Origin of the sequence: Aeromicrobium sp. S22 (assembly GCF_009661045.1) — a bacterium.
Taxonomy (GTDB): domain Bacteria; phylum Actinomycetota; class Actinomycetes; order Propionibacteriales; family Nocardioidaceae; genus Aeromicrobium; species Aeromicrobium yanjiei.
The window spans coordinates 1383968-1399542 of sequence record NZ_WJWV01000001.1 but is presented as its reverse complement, the minus strand read 5'-3'; the positions used below and the strand labels follow the sequence as shown (position 1 = coordinate 1399542).

The 15575-nt window shown below is 69.9% G+C and carries 18 protein-coding genes; 3 read left to right on the top strand and 15 right to left on the bottom strand.

The genetic code is table 11. The annotated features are described in order from the left end of the window. Positions 1-100: 100 nt before the first annotated feature. The 5 genes from GEV27_RS06890 to rpsB form a co-directional block, all read right to left on the bottom strand. On the bottom strand, positions 101-958 hold the full coding sequence (locus GEV27_RS06890) for a phosphatidate cytidylyltransferase (RefSeq protein WP_153933745.1): 858 nt from the start codon (positions 956-958) through the stop codon (positions 101-103). Next, positions 948-1469: a ribosome recycling factor gene (gene frr, locus GEV27_RS06885; RefSeq protein WP_153911136.1), complete on the bottom strand. Its 522-nt coding sequence runs from the start codon at positions 1467-1469 to the stop codon at positions 948-950. The genes GEV27_RS06890 and frr overlap by 11 nt, the downstream gene beginning before the upstream one ends. A gap of 62 nt (positions 1470-1531) precedes the next feature. Next, positions 1532-2281, bottom strand: coding sequence for a UMP kinase (gene pyrH, locus GEV27_RS06880; protein WP_309222082.1), 750 nt, complete (start codon positions 2279-2281; stop codon positions 1532-1534). A 47-nt stretch (positions 2282-2328) separates the two neighbouring features. Beyond that, positions 2329-3144 carry a translation elongation factor Ts gene (gene tsf / locus GEV27_RS06875; RefSeq protein ID WP_153653239.1) on the bottom strand — a complete coding sequence of 272 codons (816 nt, stop codon included), beginning with the start codon at positions 3142-3144 and terminating at the stop codon, positions 2329-2331. 51 nt (positions 3145-3195) lie between these two features. Continuing rightward, a complete protein-coding gene (rpsB, locus tag GEV27_RS06870) occupies positions 3196-4170 on the bottom strand; it encodes a 30S ribosomal protein S2 (protein ID WP_153653240.1) in 975 nt (324 codons plus the stop codon). Between the two features lie 311 nt (positions 4171-4481). Here rpsB and GEV27_RS06865 point away from each other — a divergent pair, with 311 nt between their 5' ends. Both GEV27_RS06865 and GEV27_RS06860 read left to right on the top strand, forming a co-directional pair. Next, positions 4482-5366 carry a peptidoglycan DD-metalloendopeptidase family protein gene (locus GEV27_RS06865; RefSeq protein ID WP_153933744.1) on the top strand — a complete coding sequence of 295 codons (885 nt, stop codon included), beginning with the start codon at positions 4482-4484 and terminating at the stop codon, positions 5364-5366. Positions 5367-5401: 35 nt separating this feature from the next. After that, positions 5402-6433: an adenosine deaminase gene (locus GEV27_RS06860; RefSeq protein WP_153933743.1), complete on the top strand. Its 1032-nt coding sequence runs from the start codon at positions 5402-5404 to the stop codon at positions 6431-6433. Here the strand turns inward: GEV27_RS06860 and GEV27_RS06855 are convergent. Genes GEV27_RS06855 through GEV27_RS06840 form a run of 4 tightly spaced genes read right to left on the bottom strand, consistent with a single transcriptional unit; the run spans position 6408 to position 10446 of the window. Then, positions 6408-7343, bottom strand: coding sequence for a tyrosine recombinase XerC (locus GEV27_RS06855; protein ID WP_153653243.1), 936 nt, complete (start codon positions 7341-7343; stop codon positions 6408-6410). The two genes, GEV27_RS06860 and GEV27_RS06855, sit on opposite strands and share 26 nt — an antisense overlap. Before the next feature lie 27 nt (positions 7344-7370). Continuing rightward, positions 7371-8507 (bottom strand): DNA-processing protein DprA, encoded by a 1137-nt coding sequence (dprA, locus tag GEV27_RS06850; protein ID WP_153933742.1) that lies wholly within the window; start codon positions 8505-8507, stop codon positions 7371-7373. Next, positions 8504-10084: a YifB family Mg chelatase-like AAA ATPase gene (locus tag GEV27_RS06845; RefSeq protein WP_153933741.1), complete on the bottom strand. Its 1581-nt coding sequence runs from the start codon at positions 10082-10084 to the stop codon at positions 8504-8506. The genes dprA and GEV27_RS06845 overlap by 4 nt, the downstream gene beginning before the upstream one ends. After that, the gene (locus GEV27_RS06840) at positions 10084-10446 is read right to left on the bottom strand and encodes a YraN family protein (RefSeq protein WP_153653245.1); all 363 of its coding nucleotides are present in this window, start codon (positions 10444-10446) and stop codon (positions 10084-10086) included. Before GEV27_RS06840 ends, GEV27_RS06845 begins: the two co-directional genes overlap by 1 nt. Positions 10447-10555: 109 nt before the next feature. Between GEV27_RS06840 and cobS the strand changes: the two genes are divergently transcribed. Then, on the top strand, positions 10556-11296 hold the full coding sequence (gene cobS, locus GEV27_RS06835) for an adenosylcobinamide-GDP ribazoletransferase (RefSeq protein WP_309222081.1): 741 nt from the start codon (positions 10556-10558) through the stop codon (positions 11294-11296). Positions 11297-11299: 3 nt separating this feature from the next. On the opposite strand, the gene GEV27_RS06830 is transcribed toward cobS, so the two are convergent. The 6 genes from GEV27_RS06830 to GEV27_RS06805 form a co-directional block, all read right to left on the bottom strand. Next, positions 11300-11611 carry a DUF2469 domain-containing protein gene (locus GEV27_RS06830; RefSeq protein WP_153653246.1) on the bottom strand — a complete coding sequence of 104 codons (312 nt, stop codon included), beginning with the start codon at positions 11609-11611 and terminating at the stop codon, positions 11300-11302. Then, on the bottom strand, positions 11608-12255 hold the full coding sequence (locus GEV27_RS06825; protein ID WP_153653247.1) for a ribonuclease HII: 648 nt from the start codon (positions 12253-12255) through the stop codon (positions 11608-11610). The genes GEV27_RS06830 and GEV27_RS06825 overlap by 4 nt, the downstream gene beginning before the upstream one ends. Before the next feature lie 7 nt (positions 12256-12262). Next, on the bottom strand, positions 12263-12922 hold the full coding sequence (lepB, locus tag GEV27_RS06820) for a signal peptidase I (protein WP_243838723.1): 660 nt from the start codon (positions 12920-12922) through the stop codon (positions 12263-12265). Between the two features lie 64 nt (positions 12923-12986). After that, on the bottom strand, positions 12987-13682 hold the full coding sequence (lepB, locus tag GEV27_RS06815; RefSeq protein WP_228764926.1) for a signal peptidase I: 696 nt from the start codon (positions 13680-13682) through the stop codon (positions 12987-12989). Position 13683: 1 nt separating this feature from the next. Then, a complete protein-coding gene (gene rplS, locus GEV27_RS06810; RefSeq protein ID WP_153653248.1) occupies positions 13684-14034 on the bottom strand; it encodes a 50S ribosomal protein L19 in 351 nt (116 codons plus the stop codon). 236 nt (positions 14035-14270) lie between these two features. Then, complete coding sequence (locus tag GEV27_RS06805) at positions 14271-15524, bottom strand: ammonium transporter (RefSeq protein WP_153933740.1); 1254 nt, start codon at positions 15522-15524, stop codon at positions 14271-14273. Between the last annotated feature and the right edge of the window lie 51 nt (positions 15525-15575).

Sequence of the window (15575 nt, the reverse complement as noted above, 5' to 3'; positions counted from 1 at the left end):
TCGTCAGCGTCCGTGCGCGACTCGTCAGCGTCCGTGCGCGACTCGTCAGCGGTCGTGCGCGACTCGTCAGCGGTTGTGCGTGACTCGTCGGCGGATGGGGTCAGGTGACGTCGACGAGCTTGTACAGGATCAGCCAGGCGATGGGGGCGACCGCGATCAGGGAGTCGAGCCGGTCCATCAGGCCGCCGTGGCCCGGGAGCAGGTCACCCATGTCCTTGATGCCGAGATCGCGCTTGATCAGCGACTCCGACAGGTCGCCCAGCGTCGCGAAGACCACCCCGGCGACGCCGAGGATGATCCCGACCCACCAGTCGCCGTCGAGCGCGTAGACGACCGTCGCGATGCCGGTGCCGATGCCGAACAGCAGCGACCCGGCGAAGCCCTCCCAGGACTTCTTCGGGCTGATCGTGGGCGCCATCGGGTGCTTGCCGAACAGCACGCCGGCGATGTAGCCGCCGATGTCGGACGCGATCGTCGCGATGATGAAGGCCACGATGCGCCACGGACCGTCGTCCTCCTTCAGCATGAGCAGCACGAACGTGCCCATCAGGAAGAGGTAGGACAGGCTGAAGATGCCCGCACCGACGTCGCGGACGAAGCCGTCCGCACCCTCGGTCAGGCGCCAGACCATCGTGCCGATCACGGTCAGGGCCATCGCGATCGCGGCGGTCTCCATGCCGCCCCAGTAGCTGCCCACGAGCATCGCGACGCCACCGACGGCCACCGGGACGACCGGCAGCCTGATGCCGGCGGTCGAGAACGCGCGGGTGAGCTCGTACAGACCGATCAGCAGGGCCACCGCCACGACGGCGATGAACGCCTCCTTGACCAGGGCCAGCGACAGCACGACCATCACCAGCAGGCCGACGCCCACCGCGATCGAGGCAGGAAGGTTGCGCCCGGCCCGGCTGGTCTTGAGGGACTCCGCAGGAGTGTCCTCGGGAGACTCAGACCTCAAGGAGCTCTGCTTCTTTGTTCTTCAGCAGCTCGTCGATCGCCTCGACATGCTTCTTGGTCAGCGCATCGAGGCGCTTCTCGGCGCCGGTGTTGTCGTCCTTGCTGATCTCGGAGTCCTTCTCGGCCTTGTCGAGCGCCTGCTTGGCGTTGCGACGCGCACCGCGGACCGCGATGCGGCCGTCCTCGGCCTTGGACTTGGCGAGCTTGACGTACTCCTTGCGCCGCTCCTCGGTCAGCTCGGGCAGCGTGATCCGCAGGACCTTGCCGTCGTCGCTGGGGTTCACGCCGAGGTCGGACTCACGAATGGCCTTCTCGATCGCGGGCTTCGCGCCGGCGTCGTAGGGCTGGATGATGACGGTCCGCGGCTCGGGGACCTGGAAGCCCGCGAGCTGGTTGAGGGGGGTCTGCTGGCCGTAGTACTCGGCGGTGATCTGCGCGAACATCGCAGGATGCGCACGACCGGTGCGGATCGCGGCGAACTCGTCGCGGGCGTGCTCGACAGCCTTGCCCATCTTGCTGTCGGCGTCACGCAGGGTCTGGTCAATCACGATGCTCTCCTTGGATGCGTGCCCGCCTAGACAGCGTGCACGAGTGTTCCGATCTTCTCACCGCGCAGGACTCGCGCAATGTTGCCCTCGCCCTCCATGCCGAACACGATCATCGGCAGCCGGTTCTCCATGCACAAGGCGAACGCCGCGGCGTCGACGACCTTGAGCCCCATGCGCAGGGCCTCCTCGAACGTCACGCTGTCGTACTTGACCGCGGTGGGGTCCGTGCGCGGGTCGGCGGAGTAGACCCCGTCGACACCGCTCTTGGACATCAGCACCGCGTCGGCCTTGATCTCCAGCGCGCGCTGCGCCGAGACCGTGTCGGTCGAGAAGTAGGGCATGCCTGCGCCGGCGCCGAAGATCACGACGCGGCCCTTCTCGAGGTGCCGAATCGCGCGCCGCGGGATGTACGGCTCGGCGACCTGACCCATCGTGATCGCGGACTGCACCCGCGTCTCGATGCCCTGCTTCTCGATGAAGTCCTGCAGGGCGAGGCTGTTCATCACGGTGCCCAGCATGCCGATGTAGTCGGCGCGCGAGCGCTCCATGCCGCGCTGGCTCAGCTCGGCGCCACGGAAGAAGTTGCCGCCGCCGACCACGATCGCGACCTCGACGCCCTCGGACACCGCCTCGGCGATCTGCTTGGCGATGCCGTTGACGACATCGGGGTCGATGCCGATCTGGCCGCCGCCGAAGACCTCCCCCGAGAGCTTCAGCAGGACGCGCTTCAACCCGTGACCGGAGGCCGGACCGTCGACGTGCTCAGCAGTGGTCACGAATCCGGCCTCTCGATCAGCGGGTTGAAGGGGGGTGTTGCTGGTGCTCAGGCGCCGATCTCGATGTGGGCGAAACGCTTGAGCGTCACGCCTGCCTCATCGAGGAGTGCCTTCACGGTCTTCTTGTTGTCCTGCACCGACGCCTGCTCGAGCAGGACCTGCTCCTTGAAGAAGCCGTTGAGGCGACCCTCGGTGATCTTGGCGATCGCCTGCTCGGGCTTGCCCTCCTCGCGTGCGGTCGCCTCGGCGATCTCGCGCTCCTTGGCGACGATCTCCGCGGGGACGTCCTCGCGCGTGAGGTAGCGCGGACGCATGGCGGCGATCTGCATCGCGACGCCGCGGGCGACGTCGTGGCTGTCGCCCTCGAACTCGACGAGGACGCCGACGGCCGGCGGCAGGTCGCTCGCACGACGGTGCATGTACGTCGCGACGTTGCCGTCGAAGCTGGCCACACGGCCGAGCTCGATCTTCTCGCCGATGACGACTGCGAGGTCGGCGACGGCCTCGGAGACGGTCTTGCCGTTCTCGAGCTTGGCGCTCGCGAACTCCGCCGCGTCGGCCGGCTTCACCTGGTCGGCGAGGACCGCGAGGTCCTCGGCGAGCTGGATGAACTGCTCGTTCTTGGCGACGAAGTCGGTCTCGGAGTTGAGCTCGACGATCGCGCTGCCGTAGTTGGCGACGAGGCCGGAGGTGGCCTCCCGCTCGGCACCGCGCTTGGCGGCCTTGGCGGCGCCCGAGATACGGAGCACCTCGATCGCCTTCTCGAAGTCGCCGTCGGCCTCGGTGAGCGCCTTCTTGGCGTCCATCATGCCCGCGCCGGTGGCGTCGCGGAGCCTCTTGACCTCAGTGGCAGTGATAGCCATGTGTGATTCCTTTGCGAATGTCTGTGCAGATCAGGGGGACGAACGCCGACGTCACGCGGAAGGCGTGGCGTCCTTCTCGGCGACGGCCGGATCGACGGCGACGTCGACCTTGTCGGCGCCCGGAGCAGCGGCCTCGGCAGCGCCGGGGGTCTCGTCCGCGGGAGCGTCGGTCGGGGCCGGCGTCTCGGCCGCGGCCTCGGTCGCAGCGGCAGGAGCCTCGGCAGCCTTCGCGGCGGCGTCGGCGTCCTTCTTCTCCAGCAGCTCGCGCTCCCAGTCGGCCAGGGGCTCCTCGGCACCGAGCTCGGCGCCGGGCTCTTCCTGGCCCGTCTTGGCACCACCGCGGGCGATGAGGCCCTCGGCGACGGCGTCGGCGATGACCCGGGTCAGCAGGCCGACGGAACGGATCGCGTCGTCGTTGCCGGGGATCGGGAAGTCGACGTCGTCGGGATCGCAGTTGGTGTCCAGGATCGCGATGATCGGGATGTTCAGCTTCTTGGCCTCGTCGACCGCGAGGTGCTCCTTCTTCGTGTCGACGATCCACACGGCGGACGGCGTGCGGCCCATGTCACGGATGCCGCCGAGGGTGCGCGAGAGCTTCGCGTACTCGCGGCTCATGCCGAGGAGCTCCTTCTTCGTGCGGTTCGAGCCCGCGACGTCGTCGAAGTCGATCTCCTCGAGCTCCTTCATGCGCTGCAGGCGCTGGTGCATCGTCTGGAAGTTGGTGAGCATGCCGCCGAGCCAACGCTGGTTGACGTAGGGCATGCCGACGCGCTTGGCCTGCTCCTCGATCGGCTCCTGCGCCTGGCGCTTGGTGCCGACGAACAGGATCGTTCCGCCGCGGGCGACGGTGTTCTTGACGAACTCGTACCCGGCGTCGATGTAGGCCAGCGACTGCTGGAGGTCGATGATGTAGATGCCGTTGCGCTCGGTGAAGATGAAACGCTTCATCTTGGGGTTCCAACGACGGGTCTGGTGCCCGAAGTGAACGCCGCTCTCGAGCAGCTGGCGCATGGTGACGACGGCCATGGTCGTATCTCCTTGTGGCACACGTGTGCCGGTCCTGGTTTGACTCACCGCCGGGCGGCGGTGACCTGGCGCCTGCCACATGACGTGGGCCAACCGTCCAGAAGACCGGACGGACCAGGACCACATCCGTATTCAGCTCTCGCGTCATACGGAGGACAGGCGCGCGAATTTCACTTCGATGAAGTGAGTGTGCCCAGTCTAGGGCACCGGACCCCCCGGCACGAAATCCACAGGCGGGCGATCCGACGTGGTTGTCCCCACCCCGTGGCCGAGGGGATGTGCGGGCGGCTCCGCGGGTCTTGGCTGGCCCCATGGGCCGCCCTCTCGCACTCGTTCCGCTCGTCCTGCTGCTCCTGCCGGTGGCGGCGGGTCCCAGCTCCCCCGAGAGCTGGTCGTGGCCGCTGGACGACCACGCGGTGGGCGAGAAGTTCGATCCGCCAGCCGATCGTTACGGCGCAGGTCACCGCGGCATCGATCTCCACGGGTCGGTGGGTGACAGCGTCCGGGCGGTCGCCCCGGGCAGGGTCGTCTTCGCCGGCCAGGTGGGCGGCGTGCCGGTCATCTCGATCGAGCACGGCGGCGAGCGCTCGACCTACCAGCCCGTACGGGCGCGGGTCCGCAAGGGAGACGCGGTGCGGGCGGGAGAGGTCGTCGGCACGCTGCTCGGCACCCGCAGCCACTGCCCCGGGCCGTGCCTGCACCTCGGCCGCCGGGTGGGCCGCGACCACCTCGACCCGCTGGACCTGCTCGGCACCGGACGGTTCCGGCTCATCAGCCCGGACGGTCCTGCCCCGCAGCCGCCCGCCGGGGTCGACGGTGACCTGCGGCGTCCTGTCGGTGGACCGATCACCTCACCCTTCGGCATGCGGGTCCACCCCCTCACCGGGGTGCGCAAGCTGCACGACGGCACCGACTTCGGCGTGCCGTGCGGCACCCCGGTGCACGCATCGGGCGCCGGCACGGTCGTCGAGACCGGGTACGCCGGCGCGTACGGCACGCGGGTCGTCGTCCGCCACTCCCCCGGCCTCGAGACGACCTACAACCACCTCAGCGTCGTCTCGGTCTCGGCCGGACAACGCGTCCATCCGGGCCAGACCATCGCCCGCTCCGGCACCACGGGGTTGTCGACCGGCTGTCACCTGCACCTCATGGTCGTGGAGGGCGGCAGGCCCGTGGATCCGATGCCACGGCTGTGACGGGAGCTCAGGACCATACCGGCAGGATGTTCCTCATGGATCCCCTCTTCACCCTCCCCAAGGCCGAGCTCCACCTGCACATCGAGGGAACTCTCGAGCCGGAGCTGGTGTTCGCGCTCGCCCGCCGCAACAAGCTCGCCGTCCCGTTCCCCGACGTGGAGTCGCTGAGGGCGGCCTACCAGTTCGACGACCTCGTCTCGTTCCTCGGTCTCTACTACTCGTGCATGGACGTGCTGCGCACCGAGGAGGACTTCGCCGACCTGGTCACGGAGTACGCCGATCGCGCCGCCGCCCAGGGTGTGCGGCACGTCGAGATGTTCTTCGACCCGCAGGCGCACACGTCGCGCGGGATCCCGCTCGACGTCGTGATGGCAGGGCTGACCCTGGGCGTCGATCGCGCACGGGCCACCCACGGCATGTCCACGGGCCTCATCGCCTGCTTCCTGCGCGACCGGCCGGTCGTCGAGGCGCACCAGACCCTCGAGGCGCTCGCGCCGCACGCGGACGCGCTGCTCGGCGTCGGCCTGGACTCCGCCGAGGTCGGCTACCCGCCGTCGCTGTTCACCGACGTCTTCCGGGACGCTCGCGGCCTCGGCCTGCGGGTCGTGGCACACGCTGGCGAGGAGGGACCCCCGTCGTACGTCTGGGAGGCGCTCGACCTGCTCGGGGTCGAGCGCGTCGACCACGGGGTCCGCGTGCTGGAGGACGAGGCGCTGGTCCGCCGCATGGCGGTCGAGCGCATGCCGCTCACCGTCTGCCCGCTGTCCAACGTCCGGCTGCGCGTGGTCCCCGACGTGGCCTCGCACGCCCTGCCGGCCCTGCTCTCCGCCGGGCTGGTCGCCACGGTCAACTCCGACGACCCCGCCTACTTCGGCGGCTACGTCGGCGACAACTTCGTGGCGCTGTCGCGCGATCTCGGCATCGACCGGGACGGCTGCGCGCTGCTGGCCCGCAACTCGTTCCTCGCCTCGTTCATCGACGAGGACCGGCGCAAGGAGCTCCTGGTCGAGGTCGACCAGTGGGAGGGCGACGTCCGTGAGGTCATGCCCGCGGGTGGGCGAGCCTGAACGCGCTGCGGAGGCGCTCGTTGCTGACGTGCGTGTAGATCTGGGTCGTGCCGAGCGAGGCGTGGCCGAGGATCTCCTGCACGCTGCGCAGATCGGCGCCGCCCTCGAGCAGGTGGGTGGCGGCGGTGTGGCGCAGACCGTGCGGCCCCAGGTCGGGCGCCCCGTCGACCGCAGCGAGGCGCTCATGGACGATCCGACGCACCGCACGCTGGTCGATGCGGCCCCCACGAGCACCGAGGAACACCGCGGCGCCGCTGGACTCGGTCGCGAGCTCGGGGCGACCTCGCTCCAGCCAGAGCTCGACCGCGTCGGACGCCGGCAGGCCGTACGGGACTGAGCGCTCCTTGCGGCCCTTGCCCAGGACGCGGACGACCCGGCGCTCGCGGTCGAGGTCGTCCACGTCGAGACCGACGAGCTCTCCCACCCGGATCCCGGTGGCGTAGAGGAGCTCGAGGATCGCGAGGTCGCGCAGGCCCCGGGCCCCGTCGTCGACCAGGGCGTCGGTCGTGGCGTCGAGCAGACCCCGCACCTCGGTCTCGCTCAGGGCGACGGGCAGCTCGCGGTGCGACTTGGGGTTGACCAGCAGGGCCCCTGCGTCGGAGTCCGCCCGTCCCGTGCGGGCCAGCCAGGTCGTGAAGACCCGGGCGGACGTCGCCCGACGTGCGAGCGTCGTGCGCGCCTTGCCCATCGTCTGCAGGTGGGCGAGCCAGCTGCGCAGGGTGCGGATCGTCAGCTGGGCGGGGTCGTCGACGCCGAGACGACCTGCGTGGGACGCCAGGCTCTGCAGGTCGGTGAGGTAGGCGCGCACCGAGTGGACCGAGAGGTCACGCTCGGCCCGGAGGTGCTGCTCGTACGCGGCGAGGACGCCCGACCATGCCTCGGTCAGCTCGTCCGGTGTCTCGGAGGTCATCGGCTCCAGTCTCCAGCGCGGCCGCGCTCAACCGGTGTCGGCGCGCCGGACCAGGACCCAGCCGTCGCTCGTCCGGGACGCCAGGCCGAGCCCCTCCAGCCGGTCGAGCGCCGCGTGCACCTCGTGCCCCGTGAGGCGCACCGCGGTCGCGATCTGCCCGGGGGTCCGTGCGTCCCGCCAGTCGAGCCCTTCGAGAGCCGATCGCATCGCCGGGGACAACGCGTCGAACGCCGTGGTCGGCCCTTCGACCTGCGACACCTCCGCGCCGAGACCGCCGAGCTCCTCCAGGACGTCCTGGCCGGACGTCACGAGCACGGCCTTGCCCTCGCGGAGGGCCACGTGCACCCCGCCGGAGGACTGCGACGTCACGGGGCCGGGGACGCCCATCGTGGTGCGACCCAGCTGATCGGCCCAGTTGAGCGTGTTGAGCGAGCCGCTGCGCACGGCCGCCTCCACCACGACCGTGCCACGGCTGAGGCCGGCGATGATCCGGTTGCGGGACAGGAACCGGCCCTTCAACGGCGTCTCCCCCGGCGCCTGCTCGCTGATCACGAGGCCGTCCTCGGCGATGCGCGCGAGGAGCGAGGAGTGGGAGCGCGGGTAGTCGACGTCCGCGCCGCACGCGAGCACCGCCACCGTGGGTCGTCCCAGGGCCAGCGCACCGCGGTGGGCGCAGCCGTCGATGCCATAGGCCGCCCCGCTCGTCACCGTCCACCCCGCGTCGGTCAGGTCCGCGCCCAGGTCGGAGGCGACCTCGGCCCCGTACGTCGTGCAGTCACGCGCGCCGACGATCGCGACCGCCTGGTCGCAGAGCGCTCGCAGGCTCGCCGTCCCGCGGACCCACAGACCGAGCGGCGCACCTGCGGTGCCCTGGAGGGGCAGCACGTGGTCGAGGTCCGCGAGGGACGTCGGCCAGTCGCCGTCGCCCGGACAGACCCATCGCAGGCCCGTCGACTCCGCGCGGGCCATCGCGCGGTCGACTCGGTCGGCCAGGTCGCGGGCCCGCTCGGTCCACGCCTCGGGGAGGTGCTGGTCGGGCAGCTGGACCTCTCCGCGCACCGCCCTCAGCACCCGGCCCGGGTCGTGGATCCGCAGCAGATCGCGCAGGCGTACGTCGCCCGGCTCCACGACCAGGCTCAGCGCCAGACGCTCCTGCCGGGTCATGAGACCTGCACCAGGTCGCGGAGCGAGCCCCCGAGGGCAGTGCCCCGGCGCAGCGACAGCGCCGACTCGACGTCGTCGCCCCGCGGGACGTCGTGGCCGTTGAGGTCGGCCACGCTCCAGGCGAGTCGCAGGATGCGGTCGGCGGAGCGGGCGTTGAGCTTGTTGGTGCGCAGCTGCTGGTCCATCAGCACCCGGCCCTGGTCGCTGACCGGCCAGCTCTTGCGCAGCTCCACACCCGGCACCTCGCTGTTGAGGCGCCACGGCGTCTCCCGCAGCCGACTCCCCTGCCGATCGCGTGCCTCCAGCACGACGGCTGCGAGATCTCGTGTGGAGCGGGCCCCGCCCAGGGCCGACACCACGTCGGGCCGGGTCAGCGAGGTCAGGGACCGGTGGATGTCGATGCGGTCGCGAATGGGCCCCGACAGCCGGTCCGCGTACCGCCGGCGCATCAGCGGCGTGCACCGACACTGATCGGCCACCGCAGAGCTGAGACCGCACGGACAAGGATTCGCAGCCAGGACGAGCTGGAAGCGAGCCGGATAGGCCGCTGTCATGGCGGCCCTGGAGACCACGACGCGACCGCTCTCGAGCGGTTGACGCAGGGCCTCCAGCACGTTGGACGCGAACTCGGGTGCCTCGTCGAGGAACAGGACGCCGTGGTGCGCGAGGCTCAGCGCCCCGGGTCGGATCACGCGACTGCCTCCGCCGACGATCGAGACCGCGCTGGCCGTGTGATGCGGGTCGAGGAACGGCGGCCGGGTCAGCAGCGGCGCGTCGCTGGGCAGGACTCCCGCGACCGAGTGCACCGCGCTGACCGCGAGCGACTGCTCGCGGGTCAGGTCCGGCAGCAGCCCCGGGAGCCGTTGGGCGAGCATCGTCTTGCCGATCCCCGGCGGACCGGTCATCAAGAGGTGGTGGCCACCCGCGGCGGCGACCAGCAGCGCCATGCGCGAGTCCTCCTGGCCCGAGATGTCGGCCAGGTCGAGGTGGGCCAGGCGATCGGCCGACGTCCACGAGATCGACGGGGTGTCGTCGAGAGGAGGCACGGGCGGGTCGTCCGGCTGCTGCTCCCCCGTCAGCAGCGCGACGGCCTGCCGCAACGACCGGACACCCACGACATCGATGCCCGGGACCAGCTCGGCCTCGGGCACGTTGACCTCCGGGACGAACACCCGCTCATAGCCGGCCTCCGCGGCGGCGAGGGTCGCCGGCAGGACACCGCGGATCGCGCGCAACCGCCCGTCGAGGGCAAGCTCGCCGAGGAACACCGAGCCGCTCAGGCGATCGGCCGGCACCAACGACTTCGCCGCGAACACCGCCAACGCGATGGCCAGGTCGTAGTGCGAGCCAGTTTTGGGCAACGTCGACGGTGCGAGGTTGATCGTGACCCGCTGGTCGGGCCAGGTCGTGCCGGAGTTGGAGACCGCCGACCGGCACCGGTCCCGCGCCTCGTTGACCATCGTGTCGGCCAGGCCCACCAGGACCGTCGTCGGCAGCCCGCCGCCGATGTCGACTTCCACCTCGATGGGTCGGCCCGAGAGCCCGTCGAGCGTGACCGAGTGGGTCGCCGCCGCCATCACGCGACCCCGGTGATGCGCTCGACGACCGGACCGCCACGGGGCGGGACCACCACCGAGATGACGTCGATGCGGATGCTCGGCGGGGAGATGTCGTGCACCTCGAGCCAGTGCATCGCGAGCCGTCGCAGCCGTGCGGCCTTCTGCCCGGTGATCGCCTCGAACGGACCACCGTGCCCGTACGACGTGCGCGTCTTCACCTCGCAGATCACCAGGGTCGAGCCGTCGCGGGCGACGATGTCGATCTCGCCGAACTTGCAGGTCCACTGGGTCGCCAGCACGACCATGCCGATGGATCTCAGGTGGTCGGCCGCGATCCGCTCGCCGTAGTCGCCGACACCCTTGTTGCGTTCGTAGGTCATGCCCTCGAGCCTCGCGGCCCCGAGGGCGGGGATCCAGCGGTCCCGCGCGGCCTGTGGACAGCCCACGGGCGCTGGGCGCGCTGTGGACATCCGGCCCTAGAATCGCCCGGTGACCGCACTGACGAGACCCTTTCGTGGCCTGATCCTCGCGGTGCAGTTCCTGACCCGGATCCCGACACCCCAGGTCAAGGACTTCCACGACGACGACATCGGACGGTCCGCCCCCTGGTTCCCCGCCGTGGGCCTCATCGTCGGTCTCGCGGTCGCCGTGCCGGTCGAGCTGCTCTCCGACCGACCGCAGCTCGCGGGACTCGCCGGGCTCGTCGTGTGGGTGTGGGTCACCGGCGCCCTGCACGTCGACGGCCTCGGCGACGTCGCCGACGCACTCGGGGCCTCCCACCGCGACCCGGCTCGCTATGCCGCCGCGCTGAAGGACCCCCACATGGGCGCCTTCGGCGTCGTGACTGTCGTGCTCCAGCTCATCGCCAAGTTCGTCCTGCTGTCAGAGGCCGCGCAGCAGGATCTGACCTGGGTCATCGTCCTCGTCCCGGCGTGGGCGCGGTGGATCAGTCTGGCGCTCCCCCGTCTGACGACATCGCTGCAGGCCGGCCTCGGCGAGCGCTTCGGCGGCCACATCACCTGGCCGACGGTCGCGGTGTGGCTGGTCGCGCTGTCCGCCGCGAGTGTCCTGACCGCACCGCCGCTGCTGGCGGCCATCCCGCTCGCCGGGCTCGTGGCCCTCTACTGGCACCGGCGCCTCGGCGGCGTGTCCGGCGACGGCCTCGGCGCCAGCACCGAGATCTCCGAGACCCTGCTGCTCATCGCCCTCATCGCGCCGACGTTGAGCTGAGACTCACTCGGCTTCGGGCACCTTGAAGTCCGAGCCCTGCAGCTCCTCGACGTTGACGTCCTTGAACGTCAGCACCTTGACGTTCTTGGCGAAGCGGGCGGGCCGGTAGATGTCCCACACCCACGCATCGTTCATCGACACCTCGAAGTACGCGTCGCCGGTCTCCGAGCGCACCTTCACGTCGACCGCGTTGCACAGGTAGAAGCGCCGGTCGGTCTCCACGACGTACTTGAAGATCGAGACGACGTCGCGATACTCCCGATAGAGCGCGAGCTCCATCTCCGACTCGTACCGCTCCAGATCTTCTGAGCTCATGCCGATCGCTCCATCGCTGCCTTGACGTTCACGTAGGTCTTGCGGTGCTGGTCGCACGGACCGTGGTCCCGCAGGGCCGCCTGGTGCACGGGAGTGCTGTAGCCCTTGTGCGTGGCGAAATCGTACGCCGGGAAGTCCTCGTGCATGCGCACCATCAGGCGATCGCGCGTCACCTTCGCGACGACGGACGCGGCTGCGATCGAGGCCGACACGCGGTCGCCCTTCCAGATCGCCAGCCCCGGGACGCCGAGGCCGTCGACCGGGAAGCCGTCGGTGAGGACGTAGCCGGGACGAACCTCGAGGCGCCACAGCGCGCGCCGGAGGGCCGCGATGTTGGCCTGGTGCAGCCCCATCTTGTCGCAGTCGGCCGCCGGGACGATCACGACCGACACGTCGGCCGCCCGCGCCATGATGAGGTCGAAGCACTCCTCACGACGCTTCTCGGTCAGCAGCTTGGAGTCGGCCAGCCCGGGGATCTGTCGGTCCAGGACGACCGCAGCGGCCACCAGCGGGCCCGCGCAGGCGCCGCGGCCTGCCTCGTCGACACCCGCGACGGGCTCGAGGCCCTGGCGGGCGAGCGCGCGCTCGTAGCCGTACAGCCCGGCGTCGCGCCGGATCGTCGAGCCCTTGGCCAGGCGGGTCATCGGCGGGTCACTTCCCGTTGACGGCTTCGAACGTGTCGGGCTTGTGGATGAACCCGGCGCGGCCGAACGGCCACACGCGGACCCATGCCTTGCCCACGACCGACTTCTCCGAGACCTGTCCGCCACCCGGATCGCCCTGGTGCGCACGCGAGTCCGAGGAGTTGCCGCGGTTGTCGCCCATGACCCACAGGTAGCCCTTGCGGACCTTGACCTCGAACGTCTGGTCCTTGGTCGCGCTCTCGTCGAGCAGATACGGCTCGTCGAGCTCCTTGCCGTTCACCGTGAGCTTGCCCTCGCTGCAGCACCGGATCGTGTCGCCGCCGACGCCGATCACGCGCTTGATGAGATGCCCGCCGGTCGGGAACAGGCCGATCTTCTCCATGCTGCTCTGCACGACGTTGCTCGCCTTGCGGGAGTCCTCCGGGGCCAGCCAGCCTCCCGGGTCGTCGAAGACCACGATGTCGCCGCGCTTGATGTCGCCACCCCAGTAGGAGACCTTCTGGACGAGGATCTTGTCGTCGACCAGCATCGTCGGCTCCATCGACTCCGACGGGATGTAGAACGCCTGGAGGAAGAACGTCTTCACCACGATGGCCATCACCATGGCGGTCGCGACCAGAAGGATCGACTCCTTCCAGACGGGGAGCTGCCGCTTCTTGTCACTCACGCGGTGAGCCTAGCCGGACCGCGCAACGAGTCCGGTCCTGCACTCGCGTGTCGACGACGCCCGGTCAGGGCTCGCCCACCCGGGCGAATGCGCGCGTGCCGTCGACCGACCCGATGCGTCCGAACGGCCACACCCGCACCCACGCCTTGCCCACGACGCTCGACTCGCGAATGAACCCGCGACCGGGGTCGCCGACGTGCTGGGGGGACGCGAGCGAGTTGCCGCGGTTGTCGCCCATGACCCACAGGCTGCCCCTCGGCACGATGACGTCGAAGCGGGTGTCCTTGGTGACCGACGGGTCCAGGACGTACGGCTCGTCGATCTTCTTGCCGTTGACGGTCAGCCGGCTGTCGGTGCAGCACGCGACGTGGTCGCCGCCGACACCGATGACCCGCTTGATGAGGTGGCCGCCGCTCGGCAGCAGGCCGACCTTCTCCAGGGCACGCTGGAACGGGTTGCTCGCAGCACGGGCATCGCCCGGGCCGAGCCAGCCCCCGGGATCGTCGAACACGACGATGTCACCGCGCTGGACGTCACCGCCCCAGTAGGAGACCTTCTGGACGAGGATCTTGTCGTCGACCATCATGGTCGGCTCCATCGAGCCCGAAGGGATGTAGAAAGCCTGGACGAAGAACGTCTTGACGACGATCGCCAGGAGCACTGCCACCACGACCAGCAGGATCGACTCCTGCCAGATCGGGAGCTGCCGACGCCGACGTCCGCCTCTCGGCGGGTCGTCGGTCGTCGGCAGCGGGCGCAACTCAGACGTCGCGCTTCTCCTTGATCTTGGCGGCCTTGCCGCGCAGGTTGCGCAGGTAGTACAGCTTGGCGCGACGGACGTCACCGCGGACGGCCACGTCGATGTGGTCGATCACGGGCGTGTGCAGCGGGAACGTACGCTCCACGCCGACGCCGAAGCTGACCTTGCGGACCGTGAACGTACGGCCGACGCCCGAGCCCTGGACCTTGATGCAGACACCCTTGAAGACCTGGATGCGCGAACGGCTGCCCTCGATGACCTTCACGTGGACCTCGAGCGTGTCGCCCGCACGGAAGCTGGGCAGGTCGGTACGCAGCGACTCGCTGGCAACCTGGTCGATGATGTTCGTCATGGTTCTGCTCCTCGCTGGTGCCACAGGTCACCCACGGATGGTGGTTCGAAAGGAAGTGGTGCGGCGGTGATCGACGGTTCCCCTGTGGCAGAGCCGTCCGGCGCCAAGGGTCAATGTTGCCACATCGGTGCACGTCCGAGCCAATCGGCCTTGGCCCGCGGCGCCGGCCGACGCCAACGCGCCCGCCGGGTGACCGGCGGGCGCGTGGGGTCGTGCTGTAACGAGCGATCTGACGCTCAGACGAGGGCGTAACCCTCCTCACCGTGCAGCACCGAGTCGATGCCGGCCGCCTCCTCGTCCTGGTGGATGCGGAAGCCGATGGTGCGGTTGATGACCGTCGCGATGCCGTACGACACCGCGAAGGAGTAGACCGCCACGCCGAGCGCGGAGATGGCCTGCAGGATCAGCTGGTCGAAGTTGCCTCCGCCGGTGAACAGGCCCGTGTCGATCGCGAAGAAGCCCAGGTAGAGCGTGCCGATGACGCCGGCCACCAGGTGGATGCCGACGACGTCGAGCGAGTCGTCGTAGCCGAACTTGAACTTCAGGTCGACCGCGATCGCGCAGACGCCGCCCGCGAGCAGGCCGAGCGCGATCGCCCAGATGGGCTGCAGAGCCACGCAGGACGGCGTGATCGCGACGAGGCCGGCGACGGCACCCGAGGCGGCTCCGACCGAGGTGGCCTTGCCGTTCTTGAAGTGCTCCACGATGATCCAGCCGAGGATGCCGGCCGCGGGGCACACGATCGTGTTGACGAAGATCAGCGTGGCCGATCCGTCGCCGGCCGCGGCGCCGGTGTTGAAGCCGAACCAGCCGAACCACAGGATCGCCGCGCCGATGAGCACGAGCGGGACGTTGTGGGGCTTCTGCAGGTCCTTGCTGAAGCCGACCCGCTGGCCGAGCACGAGCGCGAGGGCCAGGGCCGCGGCGCCGGCGTTGATGTGGACCGCGGTGCCGCCGGCGAAGTCGATCGTCGAGGCGTCGATGCCGAGGTTGGCACCGAGGTTGCCGACCCAGCCCGTCATGCCGTCGTCGTTGAACGCGAAGACCCAGCCCGCGACCGGGAAGTAGACGAGCGTGGCGAACAGGCCCGCGAACAGCATCCACGGGAAGAACCGCGCGCGGTCGGCGATCGCACCCGAGATGAGCGCCACGGTGATGATCGCGAACGTCGACCCGTACGCGACGCTGGCCAGGACTCCCCCGTCGCCCCCGGCGAACGAGTCCTTGGCGGCGTCCCACTGGCCGAAGTCGGAGAACGGGTTGCCGAGCACCTGCTTGATCCAGTCGTCGCCGCTGTTGTCCAGCGTGGCCATGTTGGCGCCGAAGAGCACCCACAGGACGGCGACCAGACCGATGGCTCCGAAGCTGAGCATCATCATCGAGACGACGCTCTTGGCCTTCACGAGGCCTCCGTAGAAGAACGCCAGGCCCGGCGTCATGAACAGGACGAGAGCTGCGGAGATGAGCAGCCAGATAGTTCCGGGGGTCATGAGAAACCTCTCTGAGGGGGGTGTCGTTCGGCCGGCACAGCGACGCTGCTG